Origin of the sequence: Puniceibacterium sp. IMCC21224 (genome assembly GCF_001038505.1) — a bacterium.
Taxonomy (GTDB): domain Bacteria; phylum Pseudomonadota; class Alphaproteobacteria; order Rhodobacterales; family Rhodobacteraceae; genus Puniceibacterium.
Window position 1 is genome coordinate 314,719 of sequence record NZ_LDPY01000002.1, and the last position, 25,029, is coordinate 339,747.

24 protein-coding genes are annotated in these 25,029 nt (G+C 59.2%); 5 read left to right on the forward strand and 19 right to left on the reverse strand.

All coding sequences use genetic code 11. From position 1 onward, the window contains the following. Positions 1-2: 2 nt before the first annotated feature. The 3 genes from IMCC21224_RS20935 to IMCC21224_RS20945 form a co-directional block, all read right to left on the reverse strand. The gene (locus tag IMCC21224_RS20935; RefSeq protein ID WP_047997509.1) at positions 3-1,298 is read right to left on the reverse strand and encodes a TRAP transporter large permease; all 1,296 of its coding nucleotides are present in this window, start codon (positions 1,296-1,298) and stop codon (positions 3-5) included. Continuing rightward, entirely contained in the window at positions 1,295-1,816 is a 522-nt protein-coding gene (locus tag IMCC21224_RS20940; protein ID WP_047997510.1) for a TRAP transporter small permease, read from the reverse strand. Before IMCC21224_RS20940 ends, IMCC21224_RS20935 begins: the two co-directional genes overlap by 4 nt. A gap of 109 nt (positions 1,817-1,925) precedes the next feature. Continuing rightward, positions 1,926-2,897, reverse strand: coding sequence for a TRAP transporter substrate-binding protein (locus IMCC21224_RS20945; RefSeq protein ID WP_082135377.1), 972 nt, complete (start codon positions 2,895-2,897; stop codon positions 1,926-1,928). A 214-nt stretch (positions 2,898-3,111) separates the two neighbouring features. On the opposite strand from IMCC21224_RS20945, the gene IMCC21224_RS20950 reads away from it, so the two are divergent. The 3 genes from IMCC21224_RS20950 to otnC are packed head-to-tail and all read left to right on the forward strand — an operon-like array spanning position 3,112 to position 5,726. Beyond that, entirely contained in the window at positions 3,112-3,780 is a 669-nt protein-coding gene (locus IMCC21224_RS20950) for an FCD domain-containing protein (protein ID WP_197089272.1), read from the forward strand. A 48-nt stretch (positions 3,781-3,828) separates the two neighbouring features. Next, positions 3,829-5,079, forward strand: coding sequence for a 3-oxo-tetronate kinase (gene otnK / locus IMCC21224_RS20955; protein ID WP_047997513.1), 1,251 nt, complete (start codon positions 3,829-3,831; stop codon positions 5,077-5,079). Beyond that, the gene (otnC, locus tag IMCC21224_RS20960; protein ID WP_047997514.1) at positions 5,076-5,726 is read left to right on the forward strand and encodes a 3-oxo-tetronate 4-phosphate decarboxylase; all 651 of its coding nucleotides are present in this window, start codon (positions 5,076-5,078) and stop codon (positions 5,724-5,726) included. Before otnK ends, otnC begins: the two co-directional genes overlap by 4 nt. 113 nt (positions 5,727-5,839) lie before the next feature. On the opposite strand, the gene IMCC21224_RS20965 is transcribed toward otnC, so the two are convergent. The 5 genes from IMCC21224_RS20965 to IMCC21224_RS20985 all read right to left on the reverse strand — a co-directional run bounded on the left by IMCC21224_RS20965 (position 5,840) and on the right by IMCC21224_RS20985 (position 11,788). Then, on the reverse strand, positions 5,840-7,726 hold the full coding sequence (locus IMCC21224_RS20965) for a bifunctional sugar phosphate isomerase/epimerase/4-hydroxyphenylpyruvate dioxygenase family protein (protein WP_047997515.1): 1,887 nt from the start codon (positions 7,724-7,726) through the stop codon (positions 5,840-5,842). Next, positions 7,723-8,574, reverse strand: a complete 852-nt coding sequence (locus tag IMCC21224_RS20970) for a shikimate dehydrogenase (RefSeq protein WP_047997516.1) — start codon at positions 8,572-8,574, stop codon at positions 7,723-7,725. The genes IMCC21224_RS20965 and IMCC21224_RS20970 overlap by 4 nt, the downstream gene beginning before the upstream one ends. Further along, positions 8,571-10,079: a tripartite tricarboxylate transporter permease gene (locus IMCC21224_RS20975; protein WP_047997517.1), complete on the reverse strand. Its 1,509-nt coding sequence runs from the start codon at positions 10,077-10,079 to the stop codon at positions 8,571-8,573. Before IMCC21224_RS20975 ends, IMCC21224_RS20970 begins: the two co-directional genes overlap by 4 nt. Beyond that, positions 10,079-10,654, reverse strand: coding sequence for a tripartite tricarboxylate transporter TctB family protein (locus IMCC21224_RS20980; RefSeq protein WP_047997664.1), 576 nt, complete (start codon positions 10,652-10,654; stop codon positions 10,079-10,081). The genes IMCC21224_RS20975 and IMCC21224_RS20980 overlap by 1 nt, the downstream gene beginning before the upstream one ends. Before the next feature lie 135 nt (positions 10,655-10,789). Then, complete coding sequence (locus IMCC21224_RS20985; protein ID WP_047997518.1) at positions 10,790-11,788, reverse strand: tripartite tricarboxylate transporter substrate binding protein; 999 nt, start codon at positions 11,786-11,788, stop codon at positions 10,790-10,792. 165 nt (positions 11,789-11,953) lie between these two features. On the opposite strand from IMCC21224_RS20985, the gene IMCC21224_RS20990 reads away from it, so the two are divergent. After that, positions 11,954-12,637 carry a TetR/AcrR family transcriptional regulator gene (locus IMCC21224_RS20990; RefSeq protein WP_047997519.1) on the forward strand — a complete coding sequence of 228 codons (684 nt, stop codon included), beginning with the start codon at positions 11,954-11,956 and terminating at the stop codon, positions 12,635-12,637. A 383-nt stretch (positions 12,638-13,020) separates the two neighbouring features. Here IMCC21224_RS20990 and IMCC21224_RS20995 read toward each other — a convergent pair whose 3' ends face one another. From IMCC21224_RS20995 to IMCC21224_RS21045, 11 genes are all read right to left on the reverse strand, one after another. Beyond that, the gene (locus tag IMCC21224_RS20995; protein WP_047997520.1) at positions 13,021-14,190 is read right to left on the reverse strand and encodes a CaiB/BaiF CoA-transferase family protein; all 1,170 of its coding nucleotides are present in this window, start codon (positions 14,188-14,190) and stop codon (positions 13,021-13,023) included. After that, positions 14,183-15,001, reverse strand: a complete 819-nt coding sequence (locus IMCC21224_RS21000; RefSeq protein ID WP_047997521.1) for an SDR family NAD(P)-dependent oxidoreductase — start codon at positions 14,999-15,001, stop codon at positions 14,183-14,185. The genes IMCC21224_RS20995 and IMCC21224_RS21000 overlap by 8 nt, the downstream gene beginning before the upstream one ends. Next, a complete protein-coding gene (locus IMCC21224_RS21005; RefSeq protein ID WP_047997522.1) occupies positions 15,001-16,095 on the reverse strand; it encodes a CoA transferase in 1,095 nt (364 codons plus the stop codon). The genes IMCC21224_RS21000 and IMCC21224_RS21005 overlap by 1 nt, the downstream gene beginning before the upstream one ends. A gap of 2 nt (positions 16,096-16,097) precedes the next feature. Continuing rightward, positions 16,098-17,435, reverse strand: coding sequence for a phenylacetate--CoA ligase family protein (locus IMCC21224_RS21010; protein ID WP_047997523.1), 1,338 nt, complete (start codon positions 17,433-17,435; stop codon positions 16,098-16,100). Positions 17,436-17,573: 138 nt separating this feature from the next. After that, positions 17,574-18,071: a TetR/AcrR family transcriptional regulator gene (locus IMCC21224_RS21015; RefSeq protein WP_197089273.1), complete on the reverse strand. Its 498-nt coding sequence runs from the start codon at positions 18,069-18,071 to the stop codon at positions 17,574-17,576. 19 nt (positions 18,072-18,090) lie between these two features. Further along, positions 18,091-19,266, reverse strand: coding sequence for an acyl-CoA dehydrogenase family protein (locus IMCC21224_RS21020; protein ID WP_047997524.1), 1,176 nt, complete (start codon positions 19,264-19,266; stop codon positions 18,091-18,093). Further along, entirely contained in the window at positions 19,263-20,243 is a 981-nt protein-coding gene (locus IMCC21224_RS21025) for a branched-chain amino acid ABC transporter permease (RefSeq protein WP_197089274.1), read from the reverse strand. The genes IMCC21224_RS21020 and IMCC21224_RS21025 overlap by 4 nt, the downstream gene beginning before the upstream one ends. A gap of 7 nt (positions 20,244-20,250) precedes the next feature. Continuing rightward, the gene (locus IMCC21224_RS21030; RefSeq protein WP_047997526.1) at positions 20,251-21,117 is read right to left on the reverse strand and encodes a branched-chain amino acid ABC transporter permease; all 867 of its coding nucleotides are present in this window, start codon (positions 21,115-21,117) and stop codon (positions 20,251-20,253) included. Then, positions 21,114-21,860: an ABC transporter ATP-binding protein gene (locus IMCC21224_RS21035; RefSeq protein WP_047997527.1), complete on the reverse strand. Its 747-nt coding sequence runs from the start codon at positions 21,858-21,860 to the stop codon at positions 21,114-21,116. The genes IMCC21224_RS21030 and IMCC21224_RS21035 overlap by 4 nt, the downstream gene beginning before the upstream one ends. Beyond that, positions 21,857-22,642: an ABC transporter ATP-binding protein gene (locus tag IMCC21224_RS21040; RefSeq protein ID WP_053079127.1), complete on the reverse strand. Its 786-nt coding sequence runs from the start codon at positions 22,640-22,642 to the stop codon at positions 21,857-21,859. The genes IMCC21224_RS21035 and IMCC21224_RS21040 overlap by 4 nt, the downstream gene beginning before the upstream one ends. A 25-nt stretch (positions 22,643-22,667) precedes the next feature. Then, on the reverse strand, positions 22,668-23,786 hold the full coding sequence (locus tag IMCC21224_RS21045; protein WP_047997528.1) for an ABC transporter substrate-binding protein: 1,119 nt from the start codon (positions 23,784-23,786) through the stop codon (positions 22,668-22,670). Between the two features lie 451 nt (positions 23,787-24,237). Between IMCC21224_RS21045 and IMCC21224_RS21050 the strand changes: the two genes are divergently transcribed. Beyond that, complete coding sequence (locus tag IMCC21224_RS21050) at positions 24,238-25,029, forward strand: enoyl-CoA hydratase/isomerase family protein (protein ID WP_047997529.1); 792 nt, start codon at positions 24,238-24,240, stop codon at positions 25,027-25,029.

A 25,029-nucleotide genomic window follows, 5' to 3' on the forward strand; every position in this document is an offset into this window, starting at 1 on the left:
ATTCAGTGAAGCAGAAGCTGCGGCACAAAGGTCACCAATGCAGGAAGAAAGGTGATCGCCAGCAGCATCCCGAAGAGAGGAATGTAAAACGGCACGATCTCACGCACGAGCTTGCCGAACGGGATGTCCGCGACCCGAGACACTGTAAACAGGACCGTGCCCACCGGTGGCGTCACCAGACCAATCATCAGGTTAAAGATCATCATCACACCGAAATGCACCGGGTCGATGCCGTATTGCTGGACCAGCGGTGTCAGCAATGGCGTCAGCAGGAACAGCGCGGGCACCGAGTCGATGAAGCAACCGATGATCAGAATAAAGACATTCAGCAAAAGCAGCAGGACCAGCGGGTTGTCGATATTCGCCGACAGGAACCCCGTGATGTCCGATGTCACCTGATACCGGGCAAGCACCCAGGAATAGATCGCAGATCCCGCGATGATAACCAGCAGCGCGGCGGTATCCACCGCCGTTTCGCGGAAAATCCGCCACAGCTCGCGCCCTTTGACCGTGCGATAGACGACAAGCGCGATAAACAATGTGTAGACCAGCGCGACGGCAGATGCCTCGGTCGGAGTGAACAGTCCTGACAGGATGCCTGCGATGATGATGACCGGGCTCAGCATCGGAAGGAAACCACGCGCCACCGCCCGGCGGATTTCAGGCGCAGTTGCGCGTCGGGCGACCGGGTACTGACGCTTGGACGAAATATAGGCCACAAGCGCCATCATCCCAAGCCCCATGAGCAACCCCGGCACCATCGAGCCAAGGAACACATCAGCAATCGAAACGCCCGCCAGCGCACCGTAGATGACCGCCGGGATCGACGGCGGAATGATCGGACCAATGGTGGCCGACGATGCCGTCACAGCGGCGGAAAAGCCGCGATCATAGCCGTCTTTTTCCATCGCGCGCATCTGCACCGGACCAAGGCCGCCGGCATCAGCAACCGCCGACCCGGACATGCCGGCAAACAGCATCGACGACAGCACGTTCACATGGCCCAACCCGCCGCGCAGATGCCCCACCATGGCGCGGGCGACATCAAACACGCGATCGGAAATGCCCGATGCGTTCATCAGCTTGCCGATAAGCAGGAAGGCCGGGATTGCCAAAAGCGTGAAGTTGTTAACGCCGTACAGCGTGCGCTGCGCAATCATGTCGAACGGCACCGACTCTAATCCACCGCGTGAGATCGCGAGAACAATACTCGAAGCACCGATCATCGCAAAGCCAACCGGCACTCCGATGAAGATGAACAGCAGAAGACTGCCAAAAAGGGTCGCGAATATTATCATATCTTGGCGCTCTGGTCTGAGTGGTCAACGTGGTCCCAGTCGGTGATGTCTTTCCAGAGATCCCGCATCACGAGCAGGACCATCAGCACCACGCCGACCCCCTGCACCGCATAGAGCCACGCAAAGGGTACCGGCAATGTTGAGGCCATGACGCTGGAGGTGCGGTCAATCATGCCCCAGGAGCCCCACACCAGCCCGGCGGCAATCAGGATTACCAGAACATGGCTCACGATCTCAAAGATCTGGCGCACCTTGCTGGGCAGGACGTCCAGCAACACCACGATACGGATCTGTTCGCCGTACCGCTGGGCGATGGCTGCACCCAGGAAAATCTCGGCAATGAAGAGAAAGCGTGACGTCTCGTCGGTCCAGGGAACACCGGCGCCGATGGCATAGCGTGCGACAACCTGTATGAACATCACCGCGAGCATGCCCAGAAAGCTTGCCACCATGATGACTTCGACGGCAGTCCAGAACATGTTCGCGGGCGCATATCGCCTTGCGGGGCTGTCTTGCATTCCCTCATCCTCCTCACTGAACGACTTGCGCGCTCTGTCCGCAGGGACAGAGACGGCGCGGGCAAAAAAAGGAGGGTGCGTCGCGCACCCCCCCCCTTTCGGAGCCTGTTTAGTCGATGAACGACAGCACGTAGTCGCGCACTTTGGGTGCGAACCCGTCGGCGACTTCGCGGATCGCGGGCGTCGCAGCAGCACGGAACGCATCTTTGTCGACTTCGACGACAGTCATGCCGTTGGCCTCAAGATCTGCGTACAGTTCGCTCTGCATCTCATCAGTGCGGGTATCGCCCCAGGCGATGGCCTCGTCGATTGCGCCCTGGACCATTTCACGGTCCTCGTCCGACATCGAGTCGTAGAACTGCTCGTTCATCAGCCAATGGAAGAACGAGAAAACGTGCTCGGTCTTCATGATGTAATCCTGCACCTCGAACAGCTTGCCCGCGTGGATAAAGTTCACAGGATTTTCCTGCGCTTCGATCACGCCGGTCTGAAGCGACGTGTACACTTCGGGCCATGCAATCGGGCTGGGGCTGGCGCCGATACCGGACCAGATTTTGACCCAGGGCGCGATTTCCGGCACCCGCAGGCGCAGACCGTCTACGCCGTCGGGCGTTTCGATCGGTTCGTTGGCGGTCAGGTTGCGCGGGTTGCGCTTGGACAGACCGACAAGGCGAAGCTGGCCGTTCTGGATGAAAGCGTCGTTGATCGCCTCGCCAAGTTCGCCCTCGTAGACGGCGCGCGCCTCGTCGGTCGAGGTATAGACAAACGGCAGATCCGAGGCCGCGTAGTCAGGCGCATACAGGGTCATTGGCATCGACCCGCCAAGGGTGATCTGATATTCGCCAAAGCTGGCACCCTCGAGTTGGTCGCGCTCGCCACCCACTTCGGTTCCAAGCAGGGTTACAGTGTAGTCACCGCCCGAACGCTCTTCGACCAGCTCTTTCATCTTGCGACCGACGTCGAACATCAGGTGTGTCGGGTCAACGTGCAGTGCAATGGCGATGTCCGCGGCCTGTGCGGCCATCGGTGCGCCGACTAGCGCGGTTGCGCTCATGAGACACGCAATAATTGATCGTTTCATTCTGGCTCCTCCCAATTGAATATTCCGGCGACAGATGAGCACAGCGTTTGGACTTATGGTCCGCTGGCCTACTGGTCTGCCCAGTTGACCATGCAGCAAGTTTCTGGTTAGTTCAAGAGGCGAATACAAAAGCAGGCGAACGCAACCCCCATAGGGAACGGACCGGTATATGTTGAACGACCAAAGCAATCGCCGGATCTCAAAGCCGCGCCGGATGAGCGAAGATCTCGTTGAAATTCTCACGACTGACATCCGCAATGGCATCTACGAAGAAGGCGATTCGTTGCCGTCCGAGCGCACCATGGTCGAAGAATTTGGCGTATCGCGTATCACCGTACGCGAGGCGCTCGCTTCGCTCGAACGGTCTGGCCTCATTGCGCAGCATCCGGGAATGCGGGCCAAAGTGCGGATTCCCGATTCTGCCACGGTGGTCGAAATGCTGTCCGGCGCCGCTACGCTGCAACTGGCGCAGTCCGGCGGGGTCGAACATTTTCAGGATGTGCGCACTCTGGTCGAAACCGGCGTGGTCCAACTCGCGGCCGAGCGCATTGACGACACGCAGATCGCGCATCTGCGGGAGCTGCTGGCGCAAAACCAGGCTAGCCTTGGCGATGTTGAACAGTTTGCCCGAACCGACATGGCATTTCACGCGGCAATCGCCGAGGTCCTCGCCAACCCGATCATCCTTGCCTTTTACCTCGCCGTGGATCGCTGGTTGTCGGATGTTCGCCGCACAACCCTGGCACGCGACGGGCAGATGGAAACGGCCTTTGCTGCGCACTGCGACATTTTCAAGGCCATCGAGACGCGAAACCCACGGGACGCGCAGATCGCGATGCGGGCACATATCGAACAGGTAAACCGCGTTTACGGGGGCGGCTGATCCACAAACGGGCAGCCGCTGATCACAACAGATAACGGAGAACACACGATGCTGCTTGGCTGTATCGGCGACGATTTCACAGGCTCGAGCGATCTTGCCAACACGCTTGCACGACAGGGGATGCGGGTCACTCAGTATTCGGGCATCCCGGCGGTGCCCGCAGATGCCGCGGTCGAGGCCGGGGTGGTTGCGCTGAAATCACGTACCGTCCCGTGCGACGAGGCGGTGCGCCAGTCCCTTGCCGCGCTGGAGTGGTTGCAGGCGCAGGGCTGCACCCAATTCCTGTTCAAATACTGCTCAACCTTCGATTCCACCCCCGACGGCAATATCGGTCCGGTCGCGGCGGCCCTCGCCGAGGCGCTATCGGCCCGCAAGGTGCTGGTTTGCCCGGCCTTTCCAGCGGCGGGACGAACGATCTATCAGGGCCACCTGTTTGTTCAGGATACCTTGCTGAGTGAAAGCGGTATGGAGGATCACCCCCTCACCCCGATGACCGACCCCGACATACGACGCTGGCTGGCGCGGCAGACCGGGATGCCGGTCGGGCATGTTGCCTACGCCGACGTGGCCCAAGGCACTGATGCCGTCGTGGCGGCGCTTCAACGCGAGGATGCCGCCGGTCGCCGCCTGATTGTCGCAGATGCCGTCGCTGATCATGACCTGATGTCGCTGGGCACCGCCGTAGCCGACCTGCCCTTTCTGACTGGCGGATCGGGTATCGCGCTTGGCTTGCCCGCAAATTTCCGGGCCAAAGGGCTGATCACGCAGACCAGCAATGGCTGGGCGGGGGTTTCCGGCCCGGCCGTCGTGCTGTCCGGTTCATGCTCGCGGGCGACCCAGGGTCAGGTGGCCCGCCATATAGAACGCGGTGCACCCGCCTTTCGGGTCACAGTGGAAGAGATCCTCGATGGCACAATCACCGTCGACAAGGTCTGTGACTGGGCGCAGCAGCAGCAAGGGCTGCCATTGATCTATTCCACCGCCACCCCGGAAGAGGTGCGCGCCACTCAGGACAGATTCGGACGCGAAAGAGCTGCCGAGGCCGCCGAAGGGCTGATGGCCGACGTGGCGCGCCGACTGGTGGACACAGGATTCCAGCGTATTGTCGCCGCAGGCGGCGAAACATCCGGCGCTGTGGTCGAGGCCCTGAACGTCACCGCGCTAGAGATCGGGCCCGAAATTGCGCCCGGCGCACCGGCGCTGCGGGTCGGGGATATCGCCCTGGCGCTCAAATCTGGCAATTTTGGCGATGCGGATTTCTTTGAAAAGGCCGTGACCGTCATGGCCACCGCGATATGAGCGAACTTTCCAAGCTGCGTGAGCAGATATGCACGCTCGCCAAATCCATCTTTGATCGCGGTCTGACGGGCGGCGCGTCGGGGAATATCTCGGTGCGGCTGGATGATGGCGGAATCCTTGTCACACCGACCGGGTCTTCGATGGGGCAGCTTGATCCGGCGCGGCTGACGCAGCTTGACCACACCGGCCGGATTGTCAGTGGCGATGCCCCAACCAAGGAGATTCCGCTCCACTCCGCCTTTTACGAGACGCGAAGCGAAACCGGCGCCGTGGTGCATCTGCATTCGACGCATTCGGTTGCGCTGTCCATGTTGCCCGACACTGACCCGGAGAACGCGATCCCGCCGCTCACGGCCTATTCAATCATGCGTCTTGGCAAGGTCAAGCTGCTGCCGTTCTTTGTGCCGGGCGATCCGGCGATGGGGCAGGCAATTCGCGGACTCGCCGGCAAGCGCAGCGCAGTCCTTTTGGCCAATCACGGCCCGGTCGTCGCGGGCAAAGATCTTGAAGCTGCGATCTACGCCACCGAAGAGCTTGAAGAGACGGCGAAACTCGCTTTGCTGACCCACGGTCGCAACCCCATCGGGCTAAGCGACGCGCAAATCGTTCAGGTGGTGAAAAAGTACGGCATCGACTACACGTCCTGACCCGAGCAACGCCCTGGTTCAGGTTTCATTGCGTTGTGGTCAGAGCACGTCAGTGACCGCCGGATTCGCAGTGTCCCAGGCATGGGATACTGCGACCCGCGCCAGATGTTCACTCACTGCTTTGGCATTCCTTTGGGGCGCATCAGCCTTTTCTGTGCGGCGATCCGAAACGGTGCATTGGGCGCGCCATATCCTTTGTAACCCCCGCGCCGCTCAACGACCTCAAAGAACATTCCGCCTGCATAGGGTCGGGAATAAAACTGAAAATAGGCGCCGGTCGCGTCCTCGTCATAGAGGATGTTGCCCGCTCGCAGCGCGGCCAGCATCTCTGGATCGAGGCTGAAGCGCGCCGCGAGATCAGCGTAATAGTTCTCGGATATCGGTAACGGACTAAAACCTTGCCCGGCCATTGCCGCGCTTGTTGCAAAGATATCGTCGCTGGCCAGCGCGATGTGCTGCACCGAGGCGCCAAAACTGTCTGCCAGAAAGTTCCCAGCCATCGTCCGATGCGTTTCCGCCCCATTCAAGGTAATTCGAAACGCCCCATCTGGTGTTTCAAGAGCTTGGCTGCGCACCAACCCGTCAGGGTCAACCACATCAACCATCGGTGATTTCTCCATTTGGAACAGCGTGGTATAGAACAATGACCAGCTAAGCATCTCATCGTAGCTCATGGTTTGCGCGAGGTGGTCAATACGTTGCAGGCCCGCGCCAACGCCGTTGGCCGCGTTGTTGGTGAATTCGACCGACCAGACATCCAGCAGCCCAGAGGTTTCGTCTATGAAGTGCAGGACGCTGCCACTCAGCCCCCGGATCGCTGGAATAGCAAGTTCGCCCGGCCCGATGGGCTGCTTGAACGGATCAGCGCCTAGATGTTGGGCCCGCTCCACTGTTTTGGCGGCGGCATCAACCGAGATCCCTATATCACAGACGGTTGTGCCATGCATTGTATAGGCGCTGCTCGCAAATCCGGTGGTTTCGCGGTTCACAATAATCCGAATATCGCCTTGGGTCCAAAGCACCAGTTTCTTGGCGATATGTGTACCGGACTGCTGAAAACCAAGGGTTTTCAACACTGTTTCCAATGTGTCAGCTTCATCACCGCGTGTCGCAAACTCCACAAATGAGACGCCACCCACTTTGGAGCGAGCCGGCATCAATGGCACATCAGGATTAGCGGCAACACCCGCTCGACGCACATCATCCATCAAGGCAACAAGCGATCGGTAGCCATCTTTGGCGACTGTCCGGGGCTGCCCGCCCCGGAATTGATCATTGAAGATTTCGAGCGAGATCGGCCCACCATAGCCGGTCGCCATCACAGCATTCATAAAATCGGAAACGGCCAGATCACCTTCGCCCGGCATATTGCGAAAATGCCGCGACCAATACAGCAAATCCATTTCAATCTGTGGCGCATCTGCCAGTTGCACAAAGAATATCTTGTCGCCCGGAATCCGCCGGATGGTTTCGGGGTCAATCTTGCGCGCCAGCGTATGAAAACTGTCAAGAATAAGCCCGACATTTTCATGATCAGCCCGCCGGACCACCTCCCAGGCATCCCGGTGGTCGTTCACATGCCGCCCCCATGCCAGGGCCTCGAATCCCACGCGCAATCCGCGTTTGGCAGCGCGTTCGCCCAGTTCTGCAAAGTCCGCCGCCGCTCGGTCGATGCCTCCGAGCGCGTCAGCGTGGCAGCTTGAGCAGACCAGTAGCAGATCGGTCCCCAACTCCTGCATCAGGTCAAATTTGCGCTCAGCGCGATCAAACGCCTTTGCGCGCAGGGGTTCCGGCAAACCTTCGAAATCGCGAAACGGTTGGAACAGCGTAATTTCCAGGCCCATTGACCGGATCAGATCACCGACATCACGCGGATTGCCGTCGTGGGCGATAAAATCCTGTTCAAAAATTTCGAGGCCGTCAAAACCTGCTGCTGCGATGGCTTCCAGTTTCTCGGGCAAATTGCCCGAGATGGATACGGTCGCGATTGAGGTCTTCATATCTCGTCTCCTTGAATGGCGTCGCGTAGTGCCGCCTGGTCGAGCGGGATGCCGGTAAAGATATCCCAGGCATCGACGCCCTGTCCGAAAAACAGCTCGTAGCCTGAGATTACCGCAAGTCCGCTACGGGTCGCATCCTGTAGAAACTGGGTGTCAATCGGCGTGTAAACTGCATCAAATACCCAAGTGGCATTCTGCATCGCCTCAGCGGGCAACGGCGTCCCGCCGATGCCAACCATCCCCAAAGGTGTGCAGTTGACGATGCCGTCGACATCGTGCGCGGCGGTAACAGCATCGTTTGCGGTCTCGATCCGAGTGGCGGACCCCAAGGCGCGTAAAGCGTCAGCCAGCGCCTTGGCCTTGTCAGAATCCAGATCCACGCAGCGGATAGTCCTGGCATTGAGCCCGATCAGACCAAAGGCAACTGCTTTGCCGACACCGCCCGTCCCGATCAGGCAAACGGTACCGGGATTCTGATCGCCGCGCACCAGCATGTAGGCGCTCATGAAACCTGTGTAGTCAGTGTTGAACCCTTTGGGACCATCGGCGTTAAAAACCACCGTGTTGACGGCCCCGATAGCGCGTACCAGCGGATCGCTCACCGTCACTTTTGCAGTCACGGTTTCCTTGTATGGATAGGTGATATTTATCCCGCGAAACCCCGATGAATACGCTTGGTCAAAGACCTCATCAAAGGTCAGTCCCATGTCCTTTGGGATCAACCGGTCATAGGTGATCTGTTGACCTGTCAACGCCCCGGCTGTGCGATGCAGTCTCGGGGACTTTGATCGGTTGATGTTATCCCCAATCAAGCCAAGCTTGATAAGCGATGGCGCCGCGGCGGTCATGACGATGCCTTTCCCGACAAGCGGGTCTTGGTGGCAGCCCACAGGGGCGTTTGACTGACAAAAATCAGGATGACCGAGCTGAACAGAACAAACGAAAGTGGGCTGGTCAGGATACCTTCGAAAAAGCGGCCCAAATCCTCACGTTCCGAGATGATAGCGCGCCGCCAGTTTTCGTCGAGTAGCCGTGACAGGATCACCCCCAGGATCACCGGACCCAACGGATAGCCGTAGTGGCGCATAAAATAGCCAAAGACGCCAAAGCCCAGCATCCAGTAGACATCCGTGATCGAGTTGTTCACCGCATAGGCCCCGACGATCGACAACAAAAGAATCAGGGGGATGATGATCGCACGCGGCATCTCAACGATTTTAGTAAAGACCTTGATGCCGGTCAGACCAAAAATCAGCATAAAGATGTTGGCTGTGAACAACGCGCCAACGATGAACCAGAACATGTCCGGTTGGTCGATCATCAGCATCGGACCGGGGTTCAGGCCGTGGATAAACAACGCGCCAATCATGATGGCCGTCACCGCGTCGCCGGGGATTCCAAGGGTCATCATCGGGATAAACGCCCCCCCCACAGCCGCGTTGTTGGCGGTCTCTGGGGCGACAAGCCCCTCCATCGCGCCCTTGCCAAATGGCACTTCGGGGTTTTTTGTCACCCGCTTGGCGTGATCATAAGCCATGAGTGCTGCAATATCTCCGCCGGTACCCGGCAGGGCACCTATGATGACACCAATGCTCGAAGTTTGCAGCGAAAGCGGTAGATATCTTTTGATGGTTCCAAAAGACGGAACAATCCTGTCTATCTTCTGACGAACCGCCTTCATGTTGACGTTCTGCAATTGTTGAAGCGCTTCGGAGACACCGAACATCCCGATCATCACGGCAATGAATGAAATCCCGCCTTCCATGATCCGCAGATCAAAGGTGAAGCGCTCAGTGAACGTCAGTGGATCACGGCCAACTGCGCCGATCGCGATACCCAAAGCACCCGCAAAGATGCCTTTGACCAGTGAACCGCTTGAGAGCGATCCGACCAGAAGAATCCCAAGTACGGCCAGCAGCATATAGTCTCGTGGTTGAAACTTTAGCGCGAAATCCGACACAAAGGGGGCGGCGACGGCCAGCACGATGATACCGATCAGGCCGCCGAAAAACGACATGACCGTCGTCACGCCGATGGCTTGCCCCGCTTCGCCTTTTTGCGCCATCGGATAGCCGTCCATGGCGGTGGCGATGGCAGATGGCGCGCCGGGGATGTTCAACAGGATCGCCGTGCGCGAACCACCATAGACACCCCCCATATAGATTCCGACCATCAGCGAAATCGCGGGATAGACGTCCCAGGAAAAGGTGAATGATATCAGGATCGAGACTGCCATCGTGACCGACAGACCGGGAATAGCACCGATATAGATGCCAGCGAACGTGCCGACGCCGACCAGAATCAAAAGCTCGGGCTGGAGGAACACCATGACCATGGCGAGGAAAATATCCATCAATTGGCTCCGCTGGACACAAGATTGCGGAACAATTGGATGAATTCGGCTTCTGGCACGATGCCTGCCGGCAAGAGCACCGTAAAAACCACGCGGAAGACGATCCAAATGATGAACAACGCGCTCATTGCGGTCGCGAATGAGTAGCCCCACCCTTTGCGCGCCAGCACTTTGATCGCCAGGATTAAAAACAGCGCCGCCGTGGGCACGAATCCCAGCGGTTTAAGCAAGAGACCAAAGACAATCAGGAACCCGATGAACAAAAGCACTTTGCCTGGCAGGATGTCCCCGCTCAGGGTTTCGGATTGAACCTTTTTTAGTCGCGCGGTGCGATACGCCACGACCATGGCAGAAATCGCCATGACAAGCGTGGTGGCCATTGGAACAGCCCCCGGCGCAGAGAGCGCCTCGAACTCGGAAATGCCGTAGGCGCTATAGAGCAGGAATAGGCTGGCCGCCGTCAGGAAAAGGGCAAAGCCCAACTCGCCTGGTCTGCGCTGTTCAACATAGCCGCCCGGCGTTGCATCGGATGTGCCGTCGTGATGATCGCTGTCACCTCTGAAATCCGGATTCATGAACCTCTTCTCCCCCTGGGTTACGCGGGGAACTTCGCCCCGAACGCGATGCGCCGCCCAGCGATTTTCGGCGCGGGCGGCGCCATTTTCGATGGGCCAAGGGCCCATCTTAGATCATTTCGGGCAGTGCGGATGTTACGGACGGGTGATTCCGAACTCTTCCGGGGACTTTTTTGTCAGACCGGCATCATCAAGAAGCCAGGCTGTACCTTGCTGCCACTTTGTCAGAAAGGCAGTCGCTTCGTCGCCGCTGATGTTCATCATTGTAAAACCGCGGCCATCCATCAAAGCAACAAAGTCAGGATTCTCAGCGGCCGTCGAATAGGCTGTCGTCAGCTTAGCGATAACGTCATCAGGTGTGCCATTCTTGACAAACACACCAAAGAACGGACCCCAAGGCAGGTAGGTCGAATAGTCGGCGTTCACATCGGTTGCGACGGCAACTTCGGGAAGTGTGGCGTTAGTTTCAATGTCGAAGATCATCAACGGTTTTATGGCGCCTGCGCGGACCCCTTCGATCGCAGCGCCCAGAACGGCGGGCATCACGTCGATTGCACCGCCTTGCAGCGCAGTCAGTGCGGGACCATCGCCGTCATAGGGCACCGCAATCACGTCAAGATCGCCTTCGACCGTATTCATCATCGCGGTGATCACCGACGGCAAACCGCCCGGCCCGGTTGCACCCATTTTCAATTCGCCCGGATGAGCGGCAATATAGGCCAGCATTCCGGGATAATCATCAAACGGCGCATCTTTGTTGGCGACCAGAATAGGTGTGCCACGCGCAAGAAGGTTGATCGGTGTGAACGCGGAATAGTCTTTGTCGCCCAATCCCATGATCTTGTAGAGCAGCGGATTTTCCGCGCCCATCATAAGCGTGTATCCGTCAGCTTCGGCATCAGCCACATAGTTCAGCCCAATGGCGCCAACGGCACCAGTCATGTTCTGCATCACAACCGTGCCACCCAGGATTTCCTCGGCGTGCGGCGTGACCGAGCGCATGACAGTATCTGTCGATCCCCCGGCCCCCCATTGAATGATGCCCTGGATTTCCTTGGCGGGGTATTCCTGAGCGGTTGCAACGCATGCGCTCAGTCCGAACGCAACGAATGCGCCAATCAGCTTACGAGACATTCCTGTCCTCCCTTGGTGTTTGCCTGACCGACGATTCGTCTCCTCGGACCGTCAGTCACAGCAACGTTGTTGTACCTCGGGGTTAATTTGTCAATTAAAATGTACTTCGGGGTTAAATCAGTGATACTCAGCTATCAGAATCGGAAAAAGGATGAGGCCACGGAAATGGAAGGTAGCGCTGAGAGCCAGCCCCAAGAGCGGCGGACTTCGTGGAAGAAAGATCCCAAAGCCGTCAGAGAAAACATCTTGACCATCGCAACAGAAGAATTTGCGGCGCATGGGCTATCTGGCGCCAATATCAACGAGATCGCACGTCGCACGTCGACCTCGAAGCGAATGATTTACTACTATTTTGGCGACAAAGAGGGTCTCTATCAGCATGTCCTCGAGGGAATCTATTCATCTCTGCGTGACACGGAAAAGGCCCTGAACGTCGCCGATCTTGAGCCGGTTGCAGCCTTGCGCAAGCTTACAGAGGCAACATTTGATTCACATACGAACAACCCGAATTTTATTCGATTGGTAATGATCGAGAACATTCACAATGCCGAGTATGTAAAAAAGTCGGCAATCATTCCCAACCTCAACAAAACCATCATCGACAAACTGACAGACGTTTGCCTGCGAGGCAAAGCCAGCGGTGTCTTGCGCGAGGATGCGGATCCACTCGAACTTCATTGGATGACGAGTTCAGCAAGCTTTTACAATGTGTCCAACAGGGCGACATTCTCGTCGTCGTTCGGCGGTCGGCTCTATACCAAATCTGGCCAAAAGCGCCTTCGCAAACGCGTTGTCGACATGGTATTAGGCGCCGTTGTCATTGGATATGATCCGGATTCGGTCCCGTAGCAATGGCGACGACCTGCCCAATCCTGGCGCCAATTCGGCCAGCGGCGGGTCAGCCCGACCCGAAATCCCCGCGTGAGTACCACTCTGATGCGGGCACACGTCAGGTCGGCGCCGTGATGCCCAGCCGGATCACGTTCAAATCTGTCTCGCTTTTGTGCCGCTTCCTATGCTCGTTTAGGCCAGCTTGTATTTGGTTTTGGTCGGTCCCGCCGGATGCAATCCGCAATGCATCCATCGCCCAAATCGGTGAACGCAAAGACGGATCGCCCGGCGGCAGACAAACCCGTCAGCATGCCTTTCAGCTCGGCCATGCCCAGGGCGACGCGATGGTACACATCTCACATTGTCAGCACCGAATTGCTCGCTTCAGGATGACACCACCGTCACGCCTCTTGGATCTCTTGGTCGCCAAGCCAGCGTAGAACCTCTTCGGTATGCTCGCCCAGACGCGGCGGTGCCGCAGGCACGCGCACCGGCGTGTCGGAGAACCGCAGGGGCGACTGAACAAGGCGCAGCTGGCCATGCAGTGTGTCCGGTACCGCAGTGATCATCCCCCGTTCCATGACATCCGGCGACGTAAACACCTCGGACACCGTACGAACCTTGCCACCCGGTACTTTGGCAGCCTTGAGATCGGTCAGCCAATCTGCGGTATTGCGTGTTTTAAATGCCGCCTCCAGCAACGGGATCAGTGTGTCGCGATTGTTGACGCGTTCGCGGTTGCGGGTATAGCGCGGATCGTGCGGCAGATTGGGCAGGTCCAGCACGTCTTGGCACAATGCCCGAAACTGGCCGTCATTCCCGCAGGCCAAGGCCAGAGTGCCATCAGCCGAGTCGAACAACTGGTAGGGCACCACTGTTGCATGGGCGTTGCCATAGCGCGGGCTTTGCTTGCCGGTCTGAAGGTAGCCGGACGCCACGTTGGCCAGCAGCGCGACGGCGGAATCAAACAGCGCAATATCCAGATGCTGGCCCCGACCGGTCTGTTCGCGCGCGATGATGGCGGCCAGAATAGCCTGAACCGCGTTCATCCCGGTGACCAGATCCGAAATGGCAACGCCCAGCTTCATCGGCTCGCCATCTGGCTGGCCGGTGATCGCCATCAGACCGCTTTCTGCCTGAATGGTGAAATCATATCCGCCCTCGGCGGCACGCGGCCCACTGCGCCCGTAGCCCGATATCGAGCAGTAGATCAGGCGCGGGTTGACCTTCGCTAGGGTTTCCGGATCAAGCCTGAATTCCGCCAGCGCGCCGGACCGAAAATTCTCCACCAACACATCCGCCTTGGCAGCGAGACGGCATAATGTCTGCCGCCCTTCGGGCGATTTAAGATCTATTGCGACAGATTTCTTTGAGCGGTTGCAGCACATGAAATAGGTCGACTCGCCGTCCACCTCGGGTGGCATCCAGCCGCGCGTGTCGTCACCGGCAACGGGATTTTCTATCTTCCAAACCTCTGCGCCCAGATCGGCCAGCGTCTGGGTGCAACTGGGGCCAGCCAAAACGCGCGACAAATCAAGCACCCGAATCCCGGTGAGGGCGGGATCATTCATCGCTGTCACCACTGATCATATGCAAGCCCGCCCCCAGATGTGCAGCGCCGTCGATCTGTATCAGCTGGCCGGTCATCAGCGCGCCTGCCGGACTGGCGAGAAATGCGGTCAGCTCTGCCACCTCCTCGACACTTGTGGTGCGGCCCATCGGGGTGGCCGCAACGAGACTGTCCAGCATCCGGCGCGCGGCTTCGTCCGACAGGCCGGCGGTTACCACGGTGCCGGGGCCGAGGCAGTTCAGCCGGATGCCATCGCTGGCCCATTCCAACGCCAATGTCCGGGTCAGTCCAAGCACACCTGCGCGCGCCGCGACCGAATGGGCCAACCCCATAGAGCCGCGATCTATCCCGGAAAGCGAAATGTTGACGACGGCGCCGCGCGTCGCCTTGAGATAGGGGTAGGCCGCTTTGGTCGCAGAGAAGACAGCATTCAGGTTCAGTTCCACCACAGAATCCCAGCCCTTGCGGCTGATCTTGGTCGCGGGGGCAAAGAACTGCCCGCCGGCATTGTTCACCAGCAGGTTGATGCCATGCTGGTCCCCGGCGCGGGCCAGCGCCGCGTCCAGCGCTTCGGTGTCGCGTACGTTCAGTGCCTCAAAGTGAAAGGTGCCGGAGAGCTCCGCCGATAAATCAGCGGTCTCCTTCAACGCCTCTTCGCGGCGGCCAATGCCCGTCACGGCCATTCCCAACGCGCACAGGCGCAGTACGATGGCGCGGCCGATACCGCTGCCGGCGCCACTGACAACGGCACCTTGTCCGGTGAAAATACCATCCTGCAAAACCGGTTGCGGTGTGAAATCTGAGACGCTCATTAGGATGATCCTTGCTGAAATCCGGGGATGGTACTGCCAAGCAGTGGCGCAGGCGCGCGGGCAATGCGCGCGCCATCAAAAAGAGCGGGAAAGCTGGGCACATGCTCGCCCGTCGATAATGCCTCGGCACCGCCACCAGGGCGCAGCGCCTGAATGCGCGCAATGCCGTCGGCCGGTTTTCGCACGGCCCCCGACGGAATGCCGCTGGGGCCAAGCTGCGCCAACACATGTTCGACGCTGTGCTGGCGCGTCCAGTTCTCGATCATCAGGTCAAAATCGTCGGCGCGGGCCAGCCGCTCGGCCTTGGGTGCGTCTTCGCCGCCGACAATCGGGCGAAGCCGCGCCCAATAGGCATCCAGCCCGCCATAAATGTATACATGGCCGTCGTCGCAGGGATAGACGCCGGACGGCGCCGATGCACGGTCGCGATTGCCCGAAGGTGGCCCGATTTGCGCACCCTCCATCAGCAGGATCGCGGCGGGGCCGAGCAACATGGCAGACGCCACTTCCAACATAGTCAGGTCTATGACGGTGCCCTTTGTCGCAGGATCCATCAGCGCCATTGCCGTGGCGTATGAGGCGTATAGCCCCGAGTAGAAATCCACCGGCCAGCTAGAGGACACACGCGGTGTGCCATCCAGATTGCCATTCATCCAGGCAAACCCGCTTTCGCATTGCGCGATCGTGTCCATGCAGGTGCGATCATCCTGCTGGCCAAAGCCAGAGATCAACGTGACCACCAGATGCGGATGCCGCCTGCGCAAGCTGTCGCCGTCCAGCCCCAGTTTGCGCAGGGTACCAGGTGCAAGGTTGCACAAAAGCGCATCAGCCTCTGTCAGCAGCGCCTCGAACTGCGCCCGCCCCTCTTCGCTGCCCATATCGACAACAAGGCTGCTCTTGCTTGTGTTGAAGCACCTGAAATAGGCGCTGCCGAACTCGGTTCCCGGCAATTCGCGCGATCCATCCCCGCGCGCCGGTTCCAGTTTGATCACTTCGGCGCCGAAATCGGCCAGTAGCTGACCTGCTGTCGGTCCGGCAATGAACTGCGTGAATTCGATCACGCGGCGGCCTGTCAGGGGCTTGGGGGTGGGCATGGCTACTCCTTTACGACGCGGGTTGCCTTGTGGACCGTGCGGGGCAGAGCGCCGGCATCCAACACCTCAACTTCGAAGCTGACATTCAGCTGCGCGCGCAGCGCCGCCTTCAGCGTATCGCCAAGCGTGGCATCGTCGGCGTCTTCACGTTCGACGCGCAAGGTGATGCGGCGCAGCATCCCGGTGTTGGGGTCTTTCATGCTGTCGTTGACGACCAGCACATATTCGTTGGTGGTGCCAGGGTGGGCGCGCACGACATCCTCGACCGCGCTGGGGAACAAATTCACCCCCCGAACGATCAGCATGTCGTCACCACGGCCATGAACGCCGCCGACCAGCCGCGCATGAGTGCGCCCGTCAGCGGCGGGCGTGCTATCGCGCACCACGATATCACCGGTCCACCAGCGCACCAGCGGACAGGCCTCTTTGTCCAGGTGGGTCAGAACCAGCACGCCAGGGGTACCGTCAGGCACAGGCTCGTCCGTCTTTGGGTCCAGGATTTCGACATAGATAAAATCCTCGGCCAGAGTCGGGCCCGTCTGGGCGGCGGTATCCCAGCCGATTGGCTGACATTCCAGCGCGCCGTAGCAGTCAAACATCTTTGCGCCAAACTGGCGCTCGATTTTCTCGCGGGTGCCGGGGATGCTGGCGCCCGGCTCGCCGCCGACGCAGACCATCTCGACGCTGGAACTTGCCAGATCAATGCCACGGGCGATGGCGGCCTCGGCGATATGGGCCATGAACGACGGCGTGCCGATGACGCAACGGGGCTTGTACTGCAAGATCGTGTCAATCTGCCGCTGCGTATCGACAGACCCGCCGGGAATGACCAGCGCGCCCAGTTTTTGCGCCGCCATCGACGCGCCTAGGCCGCCGACAAACCATGAATAGCCGAACATGCAATGAAACACGTCGGTTTTGCGCAAACCCTGCGCATATAAATATCGCGCATAGAGGCCAGCCCAGCGATCCGCGTCAAACGCGCTCCATAGAACCGGGGCGGGCGCTGCGGTGGTGCCAGAGGAGAAATGCACGCGCACCGCGTCTTCGACGTCTACCGCGCGGAAGGTGCCAAACGGCGGATCCTGGGCCAGCCCGGCCACATAGTCCTTTTTGCGTGTCAGCGGCAGACGGCGCAAATCGTCAAGCGATGCAAAAGTTTCAGGATCAAAGCCACATGCGGCGAAAACCCCGCGGTAATGCGCGCTGTTGCGTCCGACGCGGACCAACTGGGTTTTCAGCTGTTCGGTCTGATACGCGGTTATCCGGTCACGCGGCCACAGTTCGCAGGCGTCCCAAACAGTGTTTGAAAAAGGACTCTCAGCCTTGTTTTGGCTCATGGTTCGTTTCCTTCTGAATACCTTGCATGGCGAAGGAAACCAGTGTTTCCACGATCATGCGGTTGCTTTGGGCGTCCTGTATCTTGCGCGGGCGATACCAGACGGTGACCCAGTTCAATGCGCCAAAGAACGGTTTGGTTAAAAGGCGGGGGGCATGTCATTGAACAGGCCTTCACGGGCGCCCTGATCTATGACCTCGGCAAATATCTGCTCGTACGTGTCGCGCAGCTGATTTATTTCGCGCAATTCATTGACATAGCGATAGCCCGATGAATGGAACAAATACCGCTCAAGGCCCTGGACCGACACCTTCTGGATCGGCAGATCGGCCAGCAACATTCCCAGATGTGCAGCGGCCATGCCGCGTAGCTTGTCAGCGGGACCAAGGTCACTGCGCGCGATCGGTTCGACCTCGGCCATCAGGCGACCCATGGCAGCGCGCTGGATGTCAAAGAAGATGTCGGCCTTGCTTTTGAAGTAGTAGTAGACACGCCCCTTGGTCGCGCCCAGCCGTTCGGCGATTGCGTCAATCGACGTCATGGCATAGCCAAGATCGGTAAAAAGCTCGGCAGCCGCCTGCAGGATTTCTTCGCGGGCTGCTGCTGCGGCGTCGGTGGTGGGCTGGGCGCGGGACATGGATACTCTCCAGTTGGGGTCAGGCCGATGCCTCTTGCGCGGCCTTTTCCACGTTTTTACGTACCGCACGCGCCAGGACAAGGCGCTGGATCTCGGATGTTCCTTCGTAGATCTCTAAAATCCGCTGGTCGCGATACAGCCGTTCGGCCACATTCGGCTTGCAATAGCCAAAGCCGCCCCAGACCTGCACCGCAACATCCGCCGCTTTGTGCGACACTTCGGATGTAAAAAGTTTGGCCATCGCGCCCAGGTTGGTCACGTCCTCGCCAGCGTCATAGGCGCGGGCAGCCTCGTACAGCATCAGTCGCGCAGCCGAAATTTCGGTTGCCAGATCGGCCAGTTTGAACCCGATCCCTTGGTTCTCGATGATCGGACCGCCAAAAGCCTGTCGCTCAACCGCGCGTTCTGCGGCGGTACGATATGCCGCCAGCGCCAGACCAACCGACTGTGCCGAAACCATGATGCGTCCCACGTTCAGTGTCTTCAACGCCAGACGCAGCGCACGTCCCTCTTCACCGATCATGGCGTCAGCCGCCACCCAAGTATCCAGCTTGAGATTAGAGGTTTGAGTGCCGCGAATACCCATCTTGTCGTTCAGCTCGTCGATGCTGACGCCCTCGGCCTCCTTGTCGACCATGAAGGCCGAGATACCGCGCCCGCCAGCCTTCGGGTCGGTCTTGGCGAAGACCACATAATAGCGCGAGGCCCCGCCATTGCCGATCCAATATTTCTCGCCTTTGATCCGCCAGCCTTCACCCTCGCGGTCGGCTGTAGCGGTGATGGCAGCGGCATCCGATCCGGTCGATCGTTCCGACAAAGCAAAGCTGGTGGCGGTACCTTGGGCCATTTCGCCCAAATACTTGCGCTTTTGATCGTCGCGACCGCCCAGAAGAACCGGAAACGCGCCCAGCTGGCAGGCGCACAAGATTGCGGCGGTGGACGAACAGGCGCTGGCGACACGTTCAACCGCCGCAATGGTGGCTGTCAGGGGCGCGCCGCCGCCGCCGAATTCCGTGGGAATAAACAGTCCGGCCAGGCCGGATTTCACCAGCTCATCGATGCTCTCCCACGGATAGCGTTGATCGCGGTCCAGCTCCTCGGCCAGAGGGCCGAATTTTTCGTCGCTCAAGCGCGCGGCGATGTCATGCCATTTCTGCGCGTCTTCATTCAGCTTGGGGGTCCAGATTACAGTCACTGGTGCGGCTCCTTTTTAGATGTGTATGTTTTTATGTTTTGAGCACGGTACTTGAGCCAGCGCAGCACATCGCTGACTGGCCCCGCCAGACCGCGCGGCATGAAGGACAGGACGACAATCAGAACCGATCCCAGAATGATCCGGTCCACATAGCCGCCGAAGGACAGGAACTTTTCCTGACACAGGATCAAGGCCACACCGATGAGAGGGGCCAGCAGGATGCGCCGGCCGATCAGCACGACGGCGGTCAGCATCAGGATCAGGAAATACATGTCCACCACATCGGCACTGATATAGGCGCGCTGATAGGAATAAAGCCAACCGGCAACCGCTGTGATGGGCGCGGAAAACAGGAACACCTGAATGCGCACGCGGTGCGGGTCAATGCCCGACATCGTGGCAAGGCGCGGGTTGAGATGCACGGTCATCGCTTCCTGTCCCAGCCGCGAACGGCGGAAACAGCGCACCAGATAGAGCGCGACGACCAGCAACAGCCAGGCAACGGGCCACAATTCGCGGTCCGTTTGGGCGCTGTAGCCAAAGATCTTGAACACAGGGATGCCGGTAATGCCGTCCGAGCCGCCCAGAAACGACCAGTTCGCGGCCAGCGTCATGCCAACCACCGTTACGGCATACGTGACCAGCGAGAAGACAAATTCCCGCATCCGCAATGTGACGATGCCGATTCCGGTCGCAATGATCGTGGCGGCGGCAATGGCAAGCAGCAGGGTCGTGATGGGATCAAACCCCCAGCGCGACGACCCGATGGCTGATGCATAGGCGCCAGCGGCAAAGAACACCGGATGCGCCAGGCTGACTTCGCCAAGGTCCGAGATGATAACATCAAGGCCGTAGGACATGACCGCAAAGATCGCGATCAGCACAAAGGCAGAGTAAACCGCGCCCGAACCACCCAGCAACGCAGGGGCGACCAATATCAGGCCAAGGCCTGTTAGCCATGAAAGAGGTGTCAACATGCGCATGTCAATGGCCCCCCGGGCGCGACGCAAGTCCGCCGGGGCGCACCACCAGCACGACAATCAAAAAGACAAACATCGCCGCTGTCGAATAAGCCGCCGAGACGTAAGCCCCAAAGAACGCTGCAAAAAGACCCAGTGCGATACCGGCCACATAGCTGCCGGTAACGCTGCCGATCCCGCCCAACACCACCACGACAAACGTGATGATGACCTGATCAAACCCCATCGAGGTCAGGATCGGGGTGCGTGGCGCAATCAAAGCAGCGGCAATCGCCACGGCGGCGCCTTCAAACGCAAAGACGCCCAAATAAACCTTGCGGATATCAATACCGGCCAGCAGCGCCAGCTTGGGGTCTTCGGCCACCATGCGGACCAGACGGCCCACGCGGGTTTTCTCGACGACATATTTCAGCAGCGCAAAGAACAGGATCGCGACGATGATGATGGCAATGTCCTGCCATGTGATCCAGATATCCCCGATATAGATGTCGCGCACCGACAGCGGCGTGTCCAGAATCTGCCCGGTCGAACCAAAGAACAGCGCCGCGACACCCTCGAGCACATGGCCAAAGCCCAAGGTCACGATCATCACCGATACTAGATCCTGCCGGACCGTCAGTTGCAGCATGGTGCGCTGCATCAGGTAGCCGACGCCGATACCGACCGCCATGGCAATGGGGATGGCCACGACATAGGGCAGGCCAAAGCGAGACATGACAAACCAGGTCACGAAAGCACCCACCATATACATCTGCCCGTGGCCAAAATTGACCAGCCGGGCAACGCCCAAAAGAACGGTCCAGCCGATGGCAATCAGGGCATAGGAATGACCCAGCACCAGACCATTGATCAGCTGTTGGGCAAAATTCATGAATCCGCTCCCAGATATGCGTCGGCGACACGAGGATCTGCCTTCATCTCCTCGACCGGGCCTTCGGCCAGGATCTGACCGCGCTCCAGCAGGATCAGGCGGTCAACGGCGCGGATGGCGGCCTTGACGTTTTGTTCGACCAAAAGGACGGTCAGCCCCTCGTTCACCAGCGTACGCACGGTTTGCAGCACCACCGACACCAGCTTGGGCGCGAGGCCGATCGACGGCTCGTCCAGCATCAGCACCCGCGGCGCCAGCCGCAGCGCCCGCGCAATGCCCAGCATCTGCCGCTCGCCTCCGGACAGTTGTCCGCCCAGATGATCGCGCCGTTCAGCGAGATTGGGGAATAGGTCGTAAATCTCATCCGTGGTATAAATTCGTCGGCCACTTGCCTGCGCTGGACTGGCAGCATGCGTCAGATTTTCGGCCACGCTCATGGTGGCAAAGACAAGATCGCTTTCCGGGATCAGCAGCAGACCGCGGCGCACCCGTTCGGGCGTGTTCAGGGCACTGATCGACTGACCATCCAGCAGCACATCGCCCGTCACCTTGGGCGCGCCGCGCGACCAGCCGAGCAAAGCGTTGGCAAAGGTCGATTTACCCGCACCATTGGCGCCGACGATGCCTGCCAACTCTCCCTCGTGCAGCTGGAATTGCGCAACCGACAGGGCGCGGTTCCCCGCATAGACAACGGACAGGTTGCGCACGTCCAAAACCGGTGTGGGGGGGTTGGGGGCGCTCATTCTTCGCGTCCCAGATATGCTTCGAGAACGTGGGGATCGTGGCGGATTTCGGTGGGCGTGCCGTAGGCCAGCCGCCTGCCACGATCCAACACGACAATGCGGTCGGTGATCTGCATGACAAGGTCCATGTGATGTTCGATGACAACGATCGCCATACCGCCCGCACGCAGCGCCAGCAGGCGGTCGCACAGCGCGCGCATATCCTCACCGCCAAGCCCGGCGGCCGGCTCGTCCAGCAGCAGGATGCGCGCGCCGGTACCGTTGGCCAGAGCAATCGACAACATGCGCTGCGTGCCGTAGGGGATTTCACCCGGCAGGCGATCGTGGAATTCGGGCGGTATGCCCATTTGCGCCAGCGCACCCGAAGCAATCTGACGGGTATGCGCCGCCCTGCGATGCTCGGACAAGGGGCGGAAAATCGTGCCCAACAGGCCGGTCCCATGCTCTGACTGAATGACGGCGATCATGTTCTCCAGCACCGTCAGATGGGTGAAAAAGGCATTCTGCTGGAACGCCCGCCGCAGACCCAGTGCGGCCAGTCGGCTGGCGGGCACATTTGTAACCTCGCGCCCGTCTATTTCAACTTTCCCGGTGCGATTCACCATGTTTGTTGTAGCGTTATAGCAGGTGCTTTTACCTGCGCCGTTGGGACCGATGATCCCCAGAATTTCACCTGGGTTCACTTCCCAGCTGACATCCTCCAGCGCGACCAGGGCGCCAAAGGCCACGCGCAGGTCCTCGACCCTGAGGGTGCCGCCATCTGTCTGGAACATGTTGTTCATCGGTCCCGCTCGCTCCTGCTTGCGATCAGTTGGCGCTGTCGCGAACGACGATCTGCTGATCGGTCACATCAAAGATGTAATGGTTGCTGTTCAGCTGACCGTTCTCGCCAAAGCTGACATCGCCAAGGATGGTGTTTTCGAAATCTCCGCCGCGGATACGGGGCGCGACCACCTCTTTCTCAAGACTTTGGACATCATTCGCGGCCATCGCCCAGACCTGAAGCGCTGTTGCGCCAAGGGCCATAAATTTGTCTGGCGTATAGTCGTGCAGGTCTTCTGTGATCGCGATAAAGCGCTGGTTCACCTCGTTTGAGGCGAACGGCTCGACCTTGGGAAAGTAGATATCGGCGCCGACCAACCCGTCGGACGCATCACCTGCCACCTCGATCACACTGGGCGCCACCGTGCCTACCGCCGCAACCAGCGAGCCGGGCAGACGGCTGCGTTTGGATTGGCGAATGATGGCCGGCATTCCCAGTCCTTCGTTGGCGTTGATCGCGATAGTGATGTCAGGATTGGCCGACTTTACATTTGACAGCTGCACGCGAAAATCGGCCTGATCAAAGGGGAACAGCTCTTCTGCGACCTTCTCGTACTCGTATCCCATCTCTTTCAGGGACGCCTCGATAGAGGCCTGTGCGCCTGTACCATAGGCATCGTTTTCGGTCAGGAAGGCGATGCGCGTGGCACCCGCATCAGCAATGAATCGCGCAACGACGGCACCGTCCTGCGCGTTAGAACTGTTCAGACGCACGGCCAGCGGATTGCCCTCGCCTGACAGGATCGGATCGGCCTTGGAAATGGCCGTTATATCCATGATGCCCGCGCGGGCGATGACCGGCTGCATTGCCAACGTGACGGGGCTGTTCCAGCCTTCGATGATCACGTCGACGCCTTCTGAAATCAGCTCGTTCGCCCGCGACACGCCGACAGCGGGCGTCGATTCGTCGTCGCGGCTGATAAGTTCCAGCTGACGGCCCATCACGCCGCCATCATCGTTGATCATCTTGGCCATTGCTTCGATGGCCCAGTTAACATGTTTGCCCTGCGGGCCTGCGCCGCCACTGAGCGGGAAAATCACGCCGACCTTGATTGGATCCTCCTGCGCCTGCGCACCGGATGCGAGCAAACCTGCAGCCATCATGGCGACGACTGCTGTTCTTGCGAATGTCGAAAATACCATTCTCTTCCTCCCATAAGCGGCCGCACTTTACGTGCCACCAAATCTGATCGTCTCGTCAAACCTGTGCGACCCTCCCGCCGCTGTGCCGGTTTGCGTGCTGTCTTGCGGACGCATTTCCGCGCCCGAATGGCAGTCGCACAATGCCACTGAACTCAAGAATACTAACTGGTATGTAATTTTGTCAATCGTTCTGTGATCTATTTTTCGCCAGGACGTTTATCTGAGGGATCTCGCTAAATATTCGATTTTGTGTCCATATTTGATAATTATATTACCTATTATCTCCAGTTTTCGCACGAAACTTTTTTTCGTGCGCCCGTTCGCATCGCCGAAAGACATCATTGGTCGCTTTGAAAATTTCACTTGTTAAGATACCAGTTAGTATGTCAGCCTATCGCAAAGGGGAGAATCCATGAGCTCGATTCAAACAAAACCAGGGGACTTGATCCGGTTTGATCAGCAGGGTGTCGTTGGGGTTGTCACGATGTACAGGCCGGATGCGCGCAATGCGCTAAGTGTTCCGATGCTCGAACAACTGGCGCAGATCATGGGCGCGTGCGACGCGGCCCAAGATGTGCGCTGCATCGTCCTGACCGGGGGTGACACTGTGTTTTCCGCCGGTGCGGATATCGATGTTTTGTCCGGCCACACTGCTGCCACCTATCCTGATTCGATCAACCGCCGCGCCTTTGATGCGATTCGCGCAACCCGCACGCCGGTTGTGGCGGCCGTTGCGGGGTATTGTCTGGGCGGTGGCTGCGAAATTGCGCTGAGCTGCGATCTGATCGTCGCCGCCGATACCGCACAGTTTTCGCAACCTGAGATCAATCTGGGGTTCATTCCCGGCGCAGGTGGCACGCAACTTTGGGCGACACGCGCCGGGCTGGGCACGCAGGCGCGCGCGGCCTTGACGGGAACCATGCAGGATGCGTTTGCGGCGCGCCGCGCTGGGATTGCTGATATGGTGGTGCCCGCTGGCGCGTTGGCTGCAGCGTCGCTTGAGCTGGCGCAAGACATCGCCAGTAAGGCGCCGCTGGCCACGCGCGCGGCCAAGGCTGCGATGCGTGCGCCATGGGGTGCACCGTTGAACGCAGCACTGGAGCAGGAAGTCGCCCTGATGTCCGGCCTTCTCGCCAGCTCTGACGCGAGCGAGGGCATTGCCGCCTTTCTGGACAAGCGCAAGCCCCGCTTTGAAGGGTTCTGA